The sequence below is a fragment of the Desulfocurvibacter africanus subsp. africanus DSM 2603 genome, from assembly GCF_000422545.1.
GTDB lineage: Bacteria > Desulfobacterota > Desulfovibrionia > Desulfovibrionales > Desulfovibrionaceae > Desulfocurvibacter > Desulfocurvibacter africanus.
The window spans coordinates 97,436-112,673 of sequence record NZ_AULZ01000012.1; the positions used below are offsets into that span (position 1 = coordinate 97,436).

13 protein-coding genes are annotated in these 15,238 nt (G+C 61.0%); 7 read left to right on the forward strand and 6 right to left on the reverse strand.

What is annotated here, in order from left to right; all coding sequences use genetic code 11:
* Positions 1 to 386: 386 nt before the first annotated feature.
* The 3 genes from H585_RS0109595 to H585_RS0109605 all read right to left on the reverse strand — a co-directional run bounded on the left by H585_RS0109595 (position 387) and on the right by H585_RS0109605 (position 4,773).
* Positions 387 to 1,832 carry a carbon starvation CstA family protein gene (locus H585_RS0109595; RefSeq protein ID WP_027367662.1) on the reverse strand — a complete coding sequence of 482 codons (1,446 nt, stop codon included), beginning with the start codon at positions 1,830 to 1,832 and terminating at the stop codon, positions 387 to 389.
* A 418-nt stretch (positions 1,833 to 2,250) separates the two neighbouring features.
* Positions 2,251 to 3,948: a LytS/YhcK type 5TM receptor domain-containing protein gene (locus H585_RS0109600; protein WP_027367663.1), complete on the reverse strand. Its 1,698-nt coding sequence runs from the start codon at positions 3,946 to 3,948 to the stop codon at positions 2,251 to 2,253.
* Between the two features lie 12 nt (positions 3,949 to 3,960).
* On the reverse strand, positions 3,961 to 4,773 hold the full coding sequence (locus H585_RS0109605) for a LytR/AlgR family response regulator transcription factor (protein ID WP_081678638.1): 813 nt from the start codon (positions 4,771 to 4,773) through the stop codon (positions 3,961 to 3,963).
* A 251-nt stretch (positions 4,774 to 5,024) separates the two neighbouring features.
* On the opposite strand from H585_RS0109605, the gene H585_RS0109610 reads away from it, so the two are divergent.
* The 3 genes from H585_RS0109610 (at position 5,025) to H585_RS0109620 (ending at position 8,859) form a co-directional block, all read left to right on the forward strand.
* Complete coding sequence (locus H585_RS0109610; protein WP_027367665.1) at positions 5,025 to 5,915, forward strand: MBL fold metallo-hydrolase; 891 nt, start codon at positions 5,025 to 5,027, stop codon at positions 5,913 to 5,915.
* A gap of 629 nt (positions 5,916 to 6,544) precedes the next feature.
* The gene (locus H585_RS0109615; protein WP_027367666.1) at positions 6,545 to 8,377 is read left to right on the forward strand and encodes a methyl-accepting chemotaxis protein; all 1,833 of its coding nucleotides are present in this window, start codon (positions 6,545 to 6,547) and stop codon (positions 8,375 to 8,377) included.
* Positions 8,374 to 8,859 carry a chemotaxis protein CheW gene (locus tag H585_RS0109620; protein WP_051183076.1) on the forward strand — a complete coding sequence of 162 codons (486 nt, stop codon included), beginning with the start codon at positions 8,374 to 8,376 and terminating at the stop codon, positions 8,857 to 8,859. Before H585_RS0109615 ends, H585_RS0109620 begins: the two co-directional genes overlap by 4 nt.
* A 445-nt stretch (positions 8,860 to 9,304) precedes the next feature.
* Here H585_RS0109620 and murI read toward each other — a convergent pair whose 3' ends face one another.
* From murI to H585_RS23260, 3 genes are all read right to left on the reverse strand, one after another.
* On the reverse strand, positions 9,305 to 10,153 hold the full coding sequence (gene murI, locus H585_RS0109625) for a glutamate racemase (protein ID WP_014261505.1): 849 nt from the start codon (positions 10,151 to 10,153) through the stop codon (positions 9,305 to 9,307).
* Positions 10,154 to 10,274: 121 nt separating this feature from the next.
* The gene (locus tag H585_RS0109630; RefSeq protein WP_027367668.1) at positions 10,275 to 10,466 is read right to left on the reverse strand and encodes a hypothetical protein; all 192 of its coding nucleotides are present in this window, start codon (positions 10,464 to 10,466) and stop codon (positions 10,275 to 10,277) included.
* 342 nt (positions 10,467 to 10,808) lie between these two features.
* Entirely contained in the window at positions 10,809 to 10,967 is a 159-nt protein-coding gene (locus tag H585_RS23260) for a hypothetical protein (protein WP_154658851.1), read from the reverse strand.
* Between the two features lie 184 nt (positions 10,968 to 11,151).
* On the opposite strand from H585_RS23260, the gene H585_RS0109640 reads away from it, so the two are divergent.
* From H585_RS0109640 to H585_RS0109655, 4 genes are all read left to right on the forward strand, one after another.
* Positions 11,152 to 12,486, forward strand: a complete 1,335-nt coding sequence (locus H585_RS0109640) for a hypothetical protein (RefSeq protein WP_034627652.1) — start codon at positions 11,152 to 11,154, stop codon at positions 12,484 to 12,486.
* A 251-nt stretch (positions 12,487 to 12,737) separates the two neighbouring features.
* The gene (locus H585_RS22160) at positions 12,738 to 13,466 is read left to right on the forward strand and encodes a FadR/GntR family transcriptional regulator (RefSeq protein ID WP_051183078.1); all 729 of its coding nucleotides are present in this window, start codon (positions 12,738 to 12,740) and stop codon (positions 13,464 to 13,466) included.
* Complete coding sequence (locus H585_RS0109650) at positions 13,463 to 13,729, forward strand: hypothetical protein (protein ID WP_027367670.1); 267 nt, start codon at positions 13,463 to 13,465, stop codon at positions 13,727 to 13,729. Before H585_RS22160 ends, H585_RS0109650 begins: the two co-directional genes overlap by 4 nt.
* A gap of 96 nt (positions 13,730 to 13,825) precedes the next feature.
* Positions 13,826 to 15,229: a hypothetical protein gene (locus H585_RS0109655; RefSeq protein ID WP_027367671.1), complete on the forward strand. Its 1,404-nt coding sequence runs from the start codon at positions 13,826 to 13,828 to the stop codon at positions 15,227 to 15,229.
* Positions 15,230 to 15,238 lie beyond the last annotated feature (9 nt).

Here is a 15,238-nt window from a genome sequence, read left to right on the forward strand (position 1 = left end):
GATGCTCCCCGGTCTGGTTGTGTCGCTCATCCTTGGCGCTTTAGGGCATTTTGCTTTTGAAAATGCCATGCAAGCCATGCGTCGGCATGGCTTGCCGCTAGCTTCGGCGTAGGCGCAATTCACTTGCGCCGTCAACGCCGGAGCGAGCGTCTTAAAAGCAATCTGCTCTAAAAGAGCATCACGGTTCCCGTCGCTAGAAACCCGATCCTCTTATGACGGTGCGACCCAAAGCCCTCGGGGACAATCTCAAGGGCTTTTGTGTTCTCAAGGCATACTGCATCCGCCAATCAACGTCCGGCCTCGCCCACAGGGTTCTCGAAGCAGCAAAGGGCGCGCTCCCCACCGGAGCGCGCCCTTTGCCTGGAGTAGGTATGCAGGGAGGCTATTTATGCATCAGCAGAATCACTGGCGAGCACTTCTTCAGCCATGGGCACGCGATTCATGCCGTACTTGAGCATGAACGCAAGCATGGTCGCAATGGCGGCCACGATGCCGGCGATGACCGATACGTTGTAGGGCAGGTTGAAGCCGATCTGTGCATTCAGGATGAAGGTCACGACCACGGCGGTCATGAAGGTCGCCGGCAGGCTGGCGATCCAGTGCAGCTTGGCGTGGCGGGCAAGGTACACGGCCGCGGTCCACAGCATCATGGCGGACAGGCACTGGTTGGCGAAGCCGAAGTAGCGCCAGATCATCGAGAAGTTCTGGGTCGAGATGATGTAGCCGATGATGAAGAGCGGCACGGCTACGTACAGCCGCTTGGCCACCGGGCGCTGGTTCAGCTTGAGGGCGTCGGCCACGATGAGGCGTGCGCTGCGGAAGGCCGTGTCGCCGCTGGTGATGGGCAGGATGACCACGGCAATGATGGACAGTGCGCCGCCCAGGGTGCCCAGCAGGGCGCGGGAGGCCTCGGAGACCACGGCCGAGGGGCTGCCGGAAGCGATGACGGCCTGGAGCGCCTCGGGGTTGTCGTAGAAGGACATGCCCACGGTGGCCCAGACGAGAGCGATGATGCTCTCGATGATCATGGCGCCGTAGAAGACCGAGCGGCCTTCACACTCGTTCTTGCAGCAGCGGGCCATGAGCGGCGACTGGGTGCAGTGGAAGCCGCTGATGGCGCCGCAGGACAAGGTGATGAACAGGAGCGGCCAGATGGGCAGCGTCTTGGGGTGGACGTTGGCCAAGAAATCGGTGTTGGGCAGGATGGAATGGTCGCTGGCGAACAGGGCCACGGCCACGGAGATGGTCATGACCAGCAGAAGCATGCCGAACAGCGGATACAGGCGGCCGATGAGCTTGTCGATGGGCAGGATGGTGGCCAGGAAGTAGTAGCCGAAGATGGCCGCCACCAAGATGCCGGTCTGCACGCCGGTAAGCTCCGTCAGCAGCTTGGCCGGAGCGAGCACGAAGACCACGCCCACCAGGAGCAGCAAGACCATGGCGAACACGCGCATGAGATGGCGGGCCGGCATGCCCATGTACCGACCCACGACATCGGGCATGTTCTCGCCCCTGTTGCGGATGGACAGCATGCCGCTGAAGTAGTCGTGCACCGCGCCGGCGAAGATGCCGCCGATGACGATCCAAATCAGGGCAGCGGGGCCGTAGAGCGCGCCGAGAATGGGGCCGAAGATGGGCCCGATGCCGGCGATGTCCAGGACCTGGATGAAGATGAGCTTCCACTTGGCCATGGGCGTGAAATCCACGCCATCCTGCATGGTGTAGGCAGGCGTCTTCCGCTCCGAATCGATGCCGAAGATCCTCTCGATCACTTTGCCGTAAATGGCGTAGCCGATGATCAGCGAGGCTACGCACGCGAAAAATAGTGTCATGGGCGACCTCCTCTCCCCTTGATGGGACGAGCCTTGTATGTATTAGGTCGCCATGATCGCAGTTGAACGGAAAAAAGGGCAACAGATGGCGTGCGAAGCGTCATTTTTCGCGCGCCAAATGCACATGCGGCGCATGAGACGCACTGCCACACTGCTGTCACGCGTGCAACCTAGAGCATTTTGCTTTTGAAAATGCTCTGCAAGCCATGCGTCGGCATGGCTTGCCGCCCCGCAGGCGTAGGCGGAATGTAATTCCGCCGTCAACGCCGAAGGGAGCGTCTGAAATGCAAAATGCTTTAGTAGCGGGGCATCTACTGGCAGAGTTCCGGATGCATCAGGGCAGGACTGCTCCAGCCAACGGGAAAGGCGTGGAGATGAAGGAATCCGTCCGCCAGACCGCCAGCCTAATCGGACATCCCTATCCGGCCCAGCTGGGTGGGATGCGGAAAGTCGCGGTGGTTCCCTTGCCCAGGGCCGAGTCGATGCGCAGGCCGTAGTTTGGTCCGAACAGAGTGCGCAGGCGTGCATGGACATTGCACAGGCCAATGCCCTCGGAGCCGTTTCCATCATTTCCGACGAGCATCTTCTCGGCGCGGCCGGGCGGCATGCCCACACCACTGTCGGATATGCTCACGCTAAGTTCACGGCCATCGCGGCATATCTTGATGATGACCTCACCGCCCTCTTCCAGAGGTTGCAGGCCGTGCTTGACCGCGTTCTCCACGAGCGGCTGGATGGTCAAAGGAGGGACGGGCCATTGCCCAAAAGCGGGATCGGAGATGACCCGCGCTCGCAGGCGCTCGCCGAAGCGGGCCTCCTCGATGGCCAGATAGGCCGCAACCTGGGCCAGTTCATCGTCCAGGAGCACCCAAGAGCGCGCGTTGTCCAGGTTCTTGCGCATGTAGCTGGCCAGATCAAGGATGAGCTCGCGAGCCTTCTCCGGCTGCGAGCGCGTAAAGGATGCTATGGTATTGAGCGAGTTGAACAGAAAATGCGGATTGATCTGGGCCTGCAGCCTGCGGATCTCGGCCTGAGACAGAAGCTGGGCATTGATCTGGATGTCCTCCAGCTCGACCTGCGTCGAGAAGAGTCGCCCCAGCCCCCTGGCCAACGCCACGTGAAAGCGGTCCAGGCGGTGTTCGCGATCGCCATATAACTTGAGGCTGCCCACGACCTTACCGCCCTTTTCAAGGGGCACGATAATGGCCTGCGACAACGGACAGCCTTTAAGATAGCAGCCGATGCCCTGAGTCGTGTCCACGTACATGGCTTTGCCTTTCGCCACTACCGTGCGCGTTGCGCGGGTGAGCAACGGCTTACCTGCCTCGTGGTGATCCGAGCCTACCCCCACGTGAGCCAGAACGCGGCTCGCGTCCGTAAGGGCCACGGCGGCTACGGGCAGGTGGGCGAGGATGATGCGCGCGGTGGCCTCGGCGCTTTTGCGGTTCAACCCCGAGCGCAGGTGGCTCACGGTCTGATTGGCGATATCCAGGAGTTCCTTGGCGCGGAAGGAATCACGGCGATCCCCATACTCGTAGGCCGTGGAGATGGCCTTGATGAACAGCGCCGCGCCAATGGCGTTGATGAGGATCATGGGCAGGGCGATGAGTTCCACGAGAGCCAGGGCCTTGTCGAACGGCTTGGACATGACCAGCACAAGGAGCATGTGCACCGACTCGCCGGCGAGCGTGAGGAGCAAGGCCGCCCGCCAGTTGAGCCGATCCGTGAGACGTGTGGACAGCCAGCCGGCCAGGGCGCCTTCCATGAGCGTGGCCAAGGCGCAGGGAATTGCGCTGAACCCGCCGACATCGATGAGGATGCGATGCGTCGAGGCGATTAAAGCCGCGCCCGTGCCCACGATTGGTCCCCCGAAGAGTCCGGCGGTGATGACCGACATGGCGCGCAGGTTGGCGTAAGAATCGAGAACCGGGTTCGCGGCGTAGGTGCCGAGGATGCCCAGAGCGCCGAAAAGGACCGTCGATAAAACCCGGTTGGGCTGCGACAGGAATCCGAAGCCCAGGCGATGCATGGGCGTGATGAGCAGCAGGACAAAGGCGCTGGCCACGATGATGCCCACGCGCTGCAAGAGGGCAAGGAAGAGGACGTCCATGCTCATGACGAATCCCTTTCAGTTCAGTCCGAGCCGTTCCTTGAAGCTTCGCGCTCGGCTGCGGCTCACGGTGATCTCGGTGCCGATGCGATCGGCCATGATCAGGTTGTACTTGCCGTTGAACCAGGGCGAGAATTCACGGATGCGACCGAGATTGACCAGCACGGCTCGGTTGACGCGAAAAAAATTGCGTGGAGCCAAACGCTCCTCAAGCCGGTCCAAGGTTTGTGGCCCTGCGCAGGGCAAGACCGCGTCCTGCGTGTGAGCCATAACGCGGCGGGCATCGAGCCGCAGGAAAAAGACTTCCTTGGGGTTCAACAAGGCTATGCGCCCGGCGCGCTCCACGGCTATGGGGGCCGGACCCGCCTGCGGCTCCAGACCAAGGGTGGCGAGCAGCCTACGCAGATCTTCCCCAGGCCTGCCGTGTTCGCGCAGCTTATGACGCAGGCGTTCCACGGTCCTGATCAAACGCTCTTCCGAGACAGGCTTGAGCAGGTAGTCGGCGGCGTTTTCCTCGAAGGCCTTGACCGCATACTGGTCGTAAGCGGTGACAAAGACCACCAGCGGCGGTCGCTCCATGGTCGCGGCCTCGATGAGGACGTGAAAGCCGTCCTTGCCGGGCATGTGAATATCCACGAAGGCCACGTCGGGAGCGTGCGCATGGATGGACTCCATGGCCTTGGTCGCCGAGGCCACGCTATCCACGAGCTCGACGCCTTCCTGGCGCGACAGGAGCCAAGCCAGCTCGTCCCGCGCGGGCGGCTCGTCGTCTGCTATGATGCACCGCAATGTCATGGGCAAGGTGTATGGGCAGGTGCCGGATTTGTCCATAGCGCGTGCGCGGGCAGCGGACACGCCTGCCGACAATACCGCAGTCGGCCTGCGGCCTGCGGATGTCGTTCGCAGGTACTTCCATGGGCAAAGTCGTTGGGATCGACATCCACAGGCGAATTGAACTTCATCAGATGTGGAATATGGAGCCGAATTGCCTGCCGGGCTTCCCTCGAAATAACCTGTGCGCTAATTTGGAAGTCCGGCCAAGGGGGGCAGGAGCAAACACGGGGGAAAACAAAGGAGACATCATGTCCAAGACTCATGCCCTGAAACTCCCCTCGCCCAAGGGCATCGCGTCTGACTTCTCCCGTGGTTCCGTGCTCTTCGTGGGCACCGCCACGGTCGTTATCCGCTACGCCGGCTTCACCATCCTCACGGACCCGAACTTCCTCCATGCCGGCGACCACGCGCACCTGGGCTATGGCCTGACCTCCAGGCGTCTGACCAACCCGGCCCTGGAGATTGAGGAGTTGCCGCCCCTGGATCTATGCCTTCTCTCCCACTTCCATGGCGACCATTTCGATCACATTGCTGCCGAGCGCCTGGACAAGGACCTGCCCATCATCACCACACCCCACGCAACGCGGGCTTTGCGCGGCAAGGGCTTTCGCAACCTGCACAGCCTGGATACCTGGGATTCGATCGACGTGTTCAAAGGCGAATCCCGCCTGCGCGTAACCTCCATGCCCGGCAGGCACGCACCCGGGCCGCTGGCCGCCCTGCTCCCGCAGGTCATGGGCAGCATGCTTGAATTCGGAATGGAGGACGGCATGACCCTCTACAGCATGTACATCTCCGGCGACACGCTGCTCATCGACGAGCTCAAGGAGATACCGAGGCGCTACCCGGACATCTTCCTTGGGCTGTTCCACCTGGGCGGGACGAAGATCCTGGGGCTGCTCACGGTGACCATGGACGCCAAGCAGGGCGTGGAGGCCGTGCGCATCATCCACCCGCACACGGCCATCCCCATCCACTACAACGACTACACGGTCTTCAAGTCGCCCCTGGAGGACTTCCAACGCGCCGTGGAGGGGGCGAACCTGCCCGTGGAGATGGTCTATCTGGCTCACGGCGAGGCCTACGAGTTCGAGGTGCCGGCCATGCAGGCCAGGCTTCGGGCGGTGGGTGGAAGCTGACCACCCAGGGACCCACGAATTCGAGGTCCCGGCCATGCCGGCCGGGCTGCATGCAAAAACTGAGAGCTGGAGTGCACTGCGTACCTGACAGACTGTTGCCGCACCTGTAAACCGATGACATATTGGCCGTACTACAGGTCTGTGTGTCTTTATGTGCCAAGCCTGAACGTATGGGCGCAACACAGAGTCCGGGGAAATGACCGCACGGAGCACGGCCCTATAGCTCGCCTGCTGTAGCAGCGTGCAAGTCGATACCGAGAAGCCTTGCCGGAATCCAGGTCAAAACCGGACGCACTTGACTTGCGTATCCCAGGCGAGCATTGCCCTGAACAGGACAGCATGCTTGGATGATATCCTGTTCGATTTGCACTGGAAATGCGCCAGCACGTCAACACCATCATGCCTGATGCAGGCTCCAATAGAAAACCTTGATCGTCATGAATCTTCAAGGCGAAAAATTTTAATATATCCGATTATTAGCAGTAAAATTTGATTCAACCCAGCTGACTGCCCCGGATATTGATATCACTTCACATCTATAGTTTTCAGCAAAATGTACGAACAATATGGTTACATGCTTCCAGCACACACATGCGGCCTATGCGCCACACCTCAAGGGGACTGAGTTAATGCTACGCAATTTGTCGATCAAGCTCAGGCTGTTGCTCATTCTGGGCTCGATGCTTTTGTTCACTGTCGGCCTCCTGGCCTATTTCATCGATGACATACATGACGTCAGCGAAATGTGCATGACGGAATTGTCCGAGGTCATGGTCAAGGGCCAAAGGGAAAAGGTCCAGGTGGCCGTGCATTCCATGGCCATCTCGCTTGGCGCGGTGCTCTCCGGGATCGAGGACGAGGCGAGGCAGCTGGAGGCCATCAAGCGGATCACCAAGGACATCCGCTTCGAAGAAGACGATTCCGGATACTATTTTGCCTACAAGGGAACCACGGCGGTCTCGGTCCCTGCCAAGACCTCGGTTGAGGGCAAGGACCTCAAGGATGCAAAGGATGCAAACGGCGTTTATTATGTGAGCGAAATGGCCAGGGGCGCCAGGGAAGGCGGCCGCTTCGTCGAGTACATCTTCGACAAGCCCGGCAAGGGCCTGCAACCCAAGCTCGCCTACACTGAAATGATCCCCGGAACCGAGTTCATGATCGGCACGGGTGTCTATATCGACAATGTGCAGGAGACGAAATCCGCCCTCGCGCAACGCATCGCAGACTTGGTCAACTCGAACCTCCTCGTCTCGGTTTCGGCCATAGCCGCCATCTTCCTGCTCGTCCTCACGCCTCTGGCGCTGGTGGTCTCGCGGTCGATAATCAAGCCGATCATGGCCGCCAGGAATACCGCCCACAGGATATCGGACGGCGATTTCAGTGTGCGGCTTGCGGCCTCGGGCCGGGATGAGGTGACCGAGCTCGAGGCTTCCCTGAACGAGATGGCCGCGACATTGCAGAGCAACGCCAAGGAGATTCAGGACAAGACCCAGCTTGCCGAAATGATGGCCGACGATGCCCGCAAGGCGGCCGATGAGGCCATCGAGGCGAAGAGACAGGCGGATCTCGCCAGACGGCAGGGCATTGGCGAGGCCGTGGACGGGCTGACGGGCATCGTGTCCAGGCTTACGGTCGCATCCGAGGAGCTCGCCGCGCAGACTGCCGAGTCCGCCAAGAGCACGGATCTCCAGCGCGAGCGCATCGCGCAGACCGCCACCGCGACCGAGCAGATGAACGCTTCGGTGCTCGAGGTCGCCAGAAGCGCGTCCGAAGCCGCTCAGAATGCCGATCAGGCCAAGGGCCGGGCCCAGACCGGATCCGAGGTCGTGACCAGGACCATCGCGGCGATCGACAATGTCAAACGCCAGTCCGAGCGCATGAAGGCTTCCATCGACACGCTCGGCAAGCAGGCCGAGGGCATCGGCCGGATCATGAACGTGATCACCGACATCGCGGACCAGACCAACCTGCTGGCCCTCAACGCGGCCATCGAGGCGGCCCGGGCCGGGGAGGCCGGACGGGGTTTCGCCGTGGTTGCCGACGAGGTGCGCAAGCTGGCCGAGAAGACCATGACCGCGACCAAGGAAGTCGGCGCGGCCATTTCGGCCATTCAGGATGGTACCCGCAAGAACATCGAGGCCATGGAGAGTGCCGGGCAGGCAGTGCATGACAGCACCGCCCTGGCCGACGAAGCCGGCAGGGCCCTGCAGGAAATCCTCAAGCTCGTGGAATCCTCGGCCGACCAGGTGCGCAACATCGCCACCGCATCCGAGGAGCAGTCCGCCTCGAGCGAACAGATCTCGCGCTCCACGGATGAGATCAACGCCCTCTCGGACGAGGCCGCCGAGGCCATGGCCCAGGCCACAAGGGCAGTATCCGAACTCGCCAACCTGTCCAGCGACCTCATGCGCGTGATCGAATCCATGCGCGAGCAGGCCGCCGACTCGAGAGAAAGGTCATGACCACACTGGCAACGCGCACAGCAGAACACAGGGACGAGCTCCTGCAGCTCGTCACCTTCTCCATCGCCGAAGAGGAGTTCGGGGTCGAGATCCTCCTGGTGAAGGAGATCATCCGGCCCATGAGCGTCACCAAGGTGCCCAACGCACCCGTCTTCGTGGAGGGCGTAATCAACCTGCGCGGCCAGGTCATTCCGATCATCGACCTGCGCAAGCGGTTCGGCCTGGCCACTTCCAAGCTCGACAAGAACACGCGCATCATCGTCGTGGAGATGAGCCGTATGCGGGTCGGCTTCGTGGTCGATGCCGTGAGCGAGGTGCTGCGCATATCCGCCGGCACGGTCGAGCCGCCGCCGGCCATGGTTGCAGGAGTCGAATCCGAGTTCATCAAAGGCGTGGGCAAGCTGGACAGTCACCTGCTGATCCTGCTCGACCTCGAGAAGCTGTTCACGTCCATGGAGCAGCGGCAGCTGGCCCGGTTGTGACTCCTGGCTAGCCGAACCACCAGGACTGCCGCTGCAGGGCAGCCCTTTTTCGACCGGCGGGGAGGCGGAATCCCGAGCTGCCGGCCCGGCGGGCAGGGCAGAGGGATCGCGGGTATAATCCCCTGACGGTTGCCCGCGGGATACCGTTCAAGGCGTACCTGTTAGAGCAGCTTGCTTTTAAAGCATTTTGCATTTCAGACGCTCCCTTCGGCGTTGACGGCGGAATTGCATTCCGCCTACGCCTGCGGGGCGGCACGCCATGCCCACGCATGGCGTGCAGAGCATTTTCAAAAGCAAAATGCTCTAGTAATCGAACTGGGAGTTGCTTCCGTTCGGCTGCAATACCGTGGGGGCCAGGGGGATCATCCCCCGGCAAAAGAGGGCCAAGAGAGGGGCGATCCGCCCTGGCAGGCAGCGCCCTCTCTCGGTTCATGTGCACAATGCTTCAGAGATCCACGATCGTGACTTCCGCGGGATCGATGGCGCGCCTCAGGAAGATGCTGCCCACACGCGCGAACCGCTCGCGCCCGTCCGTGGCAAAGAAGTACGTCTTCGCGTCCGGCCGGTCCGGCTCCGGATGGCCCAGACCGTGACGCACGAGCAGCTCCCGCACCTCCTGGGCAGTGGTCACGGCCGAGTCGATGACCGTCACCCCCTCCCCCGCCACCTTGGCGATAGCCCCGGCCAGCATCGGAAAATGAGTGCAGCCCAGCACCAGGCTCGTAGGCGGCTGGTCTTCGAAGCGCGCGAACAAGGGATCCAGGTAGCGCTTCACGATGCCCTCCACCAGCGGCCCCTCGGTCCAGCCCTCCTCGGCCAGCGCCACGAAGAGCGAGCAGGCCGCCGCCTCGATGCGCATGTTCGGGCACAGCTCCCGGATCGCAGCCTGGTACGCCCCGCCCTGCACCGTGCTTTCCGTGGCCATGACCGCGATGCGGCCGTTGGTGTTGAGGGCGCAGCCTGCCCTGGCCCCCGGCCGCACCACGCCCACCACCGGAATGCCCGGATACGCTTCCGCCAGGTCCGGCAGCGCCGCCGCCGTGGCCGTGTTGCAGGCCACCACCAACAGCTTCACGCCCTGCGCCACCAGATGCCGCGAGCTTTGCAGCGCATAGCGCACCACCGATTCCCGGCTCTTGGTGCCGTACGGCAGCCGGGCCGTATCGCCCAAGTACCGGAAATCCTCGCCCGGCAGCAGTTCGCGCAACGCCCGCAATACCGTCAGCCCGCCCACACCGGAGTCGAACACCCCGATGGGCAGGCGGTTGTTGATCGTATTCATGGGCGTGGTCATTATGCCGGGCCCGCGGGGATGTCCAGTTGGGAGAGGAGGGAGAAGCCTTTATGCCTCGCCGCTTGAGGCACTTTCTTAGCCGAGCGGCAGAACCGTGAACACAGTTTTAAAAAATTCAAAATCAATTCAGAAGCTGCTCAAAGTAAGCTACGGCATCAAAGCCCTGCCCAGACAGGGCATACACAAAGATGAAGCAAGCAACCGACGCGACACCTAAAATTTTTTGTTTTTTGCCGGATGCACAAATTGCACAGGCAGCCAGATAAAAACCGGCAGCCACCGACACAAGCGTTATAATGTAGTTATAGTCCATGGTTACCCTCTATACTGGAGCCTTATGCAAAGCATTAAGGCGGTTATGAAGTAATTAGAGCATTTTGCTTTTGAAAATGCTCTGCAAGCCATGCGTCGGCATGGCTTGCCGCTAGCTTCGGCGTAGGCGCAATTCACTTGCGCCGTCAACGCCGGAGCGGGCGTCTTAAAAGCAATCTGCTTTAAGCTGACAATAACAAAGCAAGATGCACAATGCGCTCTGCATAGCCAGCTTGAGGCAAAATGCACAGTGGCGATATCGGGTACCGCGCGAAAATACTACGGCCTGAAGCGGCAAGCCTCGAATTCTGAATCGCCACCAACGGCGCAGGGGTTCGGTTGCCTACATGACCTTGATGCCGACGTCGTAGTACTTGCCAATCCCGGATTCGGCGCGGCGGAAGAACTTTTCGGCGCCGGGACTGTTCGTTCCCACCAAAAAGCTGCCCGTGTTCCTGAAGCCTGTGTCCTGCTTGCCGCCCTTGACCTGCAACGCAGACATTCTGCACGGAGCGTTAAACCTGCACGGAGCGTTCCACGGCGTGCAGCGCATGCCGTGAGTGAGGCTGGTGCCGCTGGACTGAATGGCTGGCAAGCCGGCCCATGGTCAGGGATGCACTTTTCCCTTGCTGAGCAGCTGCCTTCTTCACTACCCTGGCCTGGATCCGCAGCAAGGAGCCTTGACCATGATCGCGATGCACAATCTTGACATCTCGGGTCTTATTTCCAGGCCTGATCTCTCCAGGGAGGATCTCCTGGATTACATCGATACGTTCCCGGCCTTGCTCTGGCGTATCGAGATAGCCAGATCCAGAATCGAATTTCTCAACAGCCAGCACATCGCAGGTCTGGGCGACAGGACCGGCTTGTTCATGAAGAGTCCGGAATTCCGCACACTCATGGTCCTGCCCGAAGACCTCCACTTCCTGGAAGGCTTCATGGAGGCCATGAAAGAGGCCAAGGCCGCGGAATGCATCTTTCGCATCCGCGACCACGAAGGCGCGGTTCGCTGGCTCAAGCTGGTGGGATGGACTCATCCGAAGGATCTGCGCTACTACATGGGCCACCTTCTGGATGTCTCGGGCCGGGCCGAGGCCATCAAATCCATCATCGAGAAGGATGCCGAACTCCAGCTCATGATCGAGCTGGCCGACAACCCCGTCATCATCCTGGACTTCGACACGAAGCAGGTCGTGTCCCAGAACATGGCCGCCAGCCGCCTGTTCCTCTACAGCCCCGACGAATTTCGGAACCTGTTCCTCCAGGACCTCTACCATCGCGGCATGACCAACATGGTCCATCGGCTGCTCAACGAAATCATCTTTTCCAAGAAATGGGAAGGCAAGCTTCTCTTCGAGCGCAAGACGAACTCGGTCTTCACGGCCGAGACAAGCACGCGCTTCCTCATCTTCCGCGAGCGACGGCTGCTGCGTGTCTCCCTGACGAACATTACCGCATCCGAGCCACGACAGGAAAAGCGAAAGGGGCGTGGCAAAGACCAAGGCGGACACAAGGCGTTGCTTGGGCAAGACCTGCTCGCCAGGCTGGACGGTCTGAGCGATATGGACAGCATCCTGCGGGTCATGCTCGACCATCAGCTCCCGAACTTCAGCTTTGACGCCATCCTCTTCTCGGACATTCATGCCCGCAAAAACAGAGTCTATGTGTACGCTGCGGGACAACCCTTCGCGAGCATGGCCTGCGGTGAGATGTACTCGTACGAAGGAACCGTTGCTCAGGACATTGAGCGCTTCAAACTCGACTACCTGATTGTCGACGAGACCCTGGACAGCATCAAGGCCATAGACTGGGCCTTGTTCATCCCCAAGGGCATCCGCTCTTACTTTGCCAAACCCTTCTACCAGCGGGGAGTGCTCCGCTCGGTCATGATACTCTGCTCGCTGCACCCCAAGACCTTCCTCAACGAGGGCCTTTCCGAATACTCCATCCTGTTCGAGCCCTTCCAACGTGCTGTGCAGGCCTGGAGGTCTGCGCAGCGCTGCAGTCGCATGAAAGCCTGAGCCGTTCTCATCCTGCCTTCCCCCGATTGCTCGTAAGCGGCGTGATGCGCACAAGGGTTGCGATTGGTAGAACCACTTCGGCCTTACACATGGCCCTGTGGTTTGGGAAAGCCCATTTTGCGCCCATTAAAAATTTCTTCTTGCGATGCAAACTTTTATGGGCTTATTGGCTCATCCAAAGACTCTACCAGCGTTCCAGACATACTTTATGCGCTTAGCCATACAATTGGTAGAACCAATTTGGACGGAACATGGGCAAGGAAGACTTCATCCTTACGGATCTCGCAGGCAGAATTCGCAAGGGCAACTGGTTGATCGGCGACCGGCTCCCTCCCGAGCGCAGTCTTGCCTACATGCTCGGAACGAGCCGCAATACGGTCCGCGGTGTTCTGCGCACGCTCGCGGCAAAAGGTGTTCTGGACATCCGCAGGGGCAGCGGCTGCTACCTCCACTCAGTGCAAGGCCTAAGCACCATTACGGCCTGCGAGTCGCGCAACCAGGCCGAGGGCCAGCGTGAAGTCGTGGAAGCCTGCTTCACGCTCTATCCAGCCATCGCCGCGTTCTGTGCCGAACGCATCTCCGCCGCCGGCCTCACAGGCCTGGAAGAGTGCCTGTTCGCCTTGAGCAAGGCCATTTTTGCCGAGAACCCGGAAGCCGTCTGCGAGCAGATGGCGGTTTTCATGCGCAAGATCGCCGAAGGCACCGGCAACTCCGCCCTGATCCGCGCCGCAGAGAGCATCTGCCCAAGCCATCCAGTGCTGTTCGAATTCTTCTTCTCCAGCGAGGACTACGAGCGCGAGACCATCTTCGCGGGCCACGCCAAGATCCTGCAAAGCCTCAAACGCCACAAGGCGCAAGAGACCAGGCAGCGCATGGAGGAGCATATCCTGCGCATGTGCCTGCTCCTTGAGAAGCACGGACGCATCGAGTGCTCGGAAACCTTGCGTAAGGAGATCGAGGCGCGGGAGGTCTTCGCATGAGCGCCAGGCTGTCGCGCAAAGCCTTCATGCGCGGCCTGCTCTCCTGGGGCCTGTGTCAGCTCACGCCTGGCGCACAACCGGAGGAAGGACAGGTCGACGACCCTGAGCTGGCGGCACTGGCGGCCGACTTTCCGCAGGAGGCGCTGCGCGCGGAAGTGGTCCGCCTGGGCCTGGATCCAGGGACCATGGTGCGCGCTGAAATGCTCGCCGCAGTGCGCGCGGCCATGCGCGGCAACAACGTCCCCAGCGGGACGAAGGAATAGGAACCGACCCTCAAGGCCAGGAGGTGGCCATGCCGGCACGCTGATATCAACCGCTCTCTGTTGGAACGTTTTGCCTCAAACCTCAAGGAGACGCATATGAGCACACACGTGAACTACCTCGAGGCGCGCAAGCTCGAGAAGCGCTGGGCAGGCCCCTTGCCGGCGCTTGTGAACTTGCTGCTGAGTCTGATCGTCTTCTACGCCACCTGGTGGATATTCCAGGATCCCCGCGGCTGGATGCGGCTCTACACCCCCTACGTGGGCTATATGTACACCCGCTGGCTGCTCATCATCTTCATCTGGGTAGCCTACATCTTCGACTTCTGGCCTTTCAGGCGCGCATGGCTTGAGAAGGCCCATCCCCTGGTCAAGGGCACGCTGCTCACGCTCCTGTCCGTGGCGGTCATGCTCGCCCTCATCAAAGGCTTTTTCGAGGGCATGCTCGGCAATTATGCCATGGCCTACTTCAACCCCGAGCAGCTGACCAAGCTCCAGGGCGTGACTGAATTCTTCGCCGCCGAGTACGCGGCCCTGGCCTGCCTCATGTTCGCGGCAATCGCCTCCTGGCTCAGCCCGGCCTGGGTCGTGGCCATGGAGGAATCCCCCTGGCAGGATTTGCCCCAGCCGGCCAGAGGCTTCAGCATCTGGCTCATGACCTTCTTCCTGAGTGTCATAGTCTATTTCATGACCATGCATCCGCACATGGGCATCCTCTACTACCCATGGCAGTACTTCGCCTCCATCACACCGCCCTATTGGGAGCAATTCGCCAACACGGTCTCGGGCAACTTCCATATTGCCTGGATCATGTGCTGCACGGTCGTGGTCTGGCTCGTGGAGACCATCTGGGAGCGCTATCCGTTCACGGTCATAAGGAGCCCCTGGCTCAGGCGTTTTGCCCTGTTCTTCGGCATCATCGCCATCTCCCTGGCCCTGGCCGCGTTCCTCTACTTCGCACAGGAGCTTGCCTGGGGCGAGGCCATCCGCGGTCACAGGCGCGATGCCGCTCCGGACTGGCGCTGGCTGCACGTGGGCGAAACAGCCATTTTCTTCCTCATGCCAGCCCTCTTCCTTTACATGTATTGTGGCAACTGGCCGCGGAAGTACTCCGTGCCCGTGAACCTGCTCGCGCGCACCGCCATCGTCATCGTGGCCGGACTGGCCGTCTATGCGCTGTACTATCGGACCGCGCACCTCTTCCTGGGCACGCAGAAGGGCTTCTCGCACCCGCAGCAGTTCCCCATGATCCCGACCATCTGGCTCATCAACATCTGGCTCGTGAACCACTGGTTCATGGACAATTGGCCGGGCTGGACCGTGCGCATGAAGACCGCCGAGGAGATTGCCCGGGAGCGCGCCGCCCGCGCGGCCGAGCACACCTGGAGCCCGCGCATGGTGCCCGGCCTGGCCGTGGGCGCGGTCGTCGGCGTGGCGCTCTACTTCGTCGCCGTGTGGGTCCTGCCCGCCGCGTCGAAGATCGTAACGCTCATCCCGCAGTAGATCGAGGAG

Bases quoted from the DNA above. Each gene is read 5' to 3' on its own strand.
- H585_RS0109650 (WP_027367670.1), top strand. From the start codon at position 13,463: ATGAGCGCCAGGCTGTCGCGCAAAGCCTTCATGCGCGGCCTGCTCTCC.
- H585_RS0109620 (WP_051183076.1), top strand. From the start codon at position 8,374: ATGACCACACTGGCAACGCGCACAGCAGAACACAGGGACGAGCTCCTG.
- H585_RS0109595 (WP_027367662.1), bottom strand. From the start codon at position 1,832: ATGACACTATTTTTCGCGTGCGTAGCCTCGCTGATCATCGGCTACGCC.
- H585_RS0109615 (WP_027367666.1), top strand. From the start codon at position 6,545: ATGCTACGCAATTTGTCGATCAAGCTCAGGCTGTTGCTCATTCTGGGC.
- H585_RS0109610 (WP_027367665.1), top strand. From the start codon at position 5,025: ATGTCCAAGACTCATGCCCTGAAACTCCCCTCGCCCAAGGGCATCGCG.
- murI (WP_014261505.1), bottom strand. From the start codon at position 10,153: ATGACCACGCCCATGAATACGATCAACAACCGCCTGCCCATCGGGGTG.
- H585_RS0109600 (WP_027367663.1), bottom strand. From the start codon at position 3,948: ATGAGCATGGACGTCCTCTTCCTTGCCCTCTTGCAGCGCGTGGGCATC.
- H585_RS0109605 (WP_081678638.1), bottom strand. From the start codon at position 4,773: ATGGACAAATCCGGCACCTGCCCATACACCTTGCCCATGACATTGCGG.
- H585_RS0109630 (WP_027367668.1), bottom strand. From the start codon at position 10,466: ATGGACTATAACTACATTATAACGCTTGTGTCGGTGGCTGCCGGTTTT.
- H585_RS0109640 (WP_034627652.1), top strand. From the start codon at position 11,152: ATGATCGCGATGCACAATCTTGACATCTCGGGTCTTATTTCCAGGCCT.
- H585_RS0109655 (WP_027367671.1), top strand. From the start codon at position 13,826: ATGAGCACACACGTGAACTACCTCGAGGCGCGCAAGCTCGAGAAGCGC.
- H585_RS23260 (WP_154658851.1), bottom strand. From the start codon at position 10,967: ATGTCTGCGTTGCAGGTCAAGGGCGGCAAGCAGGACACAGGCTTCAGG.
- H585_RS22160 (WP_051183078.1), top strand. From the start codon at position 12,738: ATGGGCAAGGAAGACTTCATCCTTACGGATCTCGCAGGCAGAATTCGC.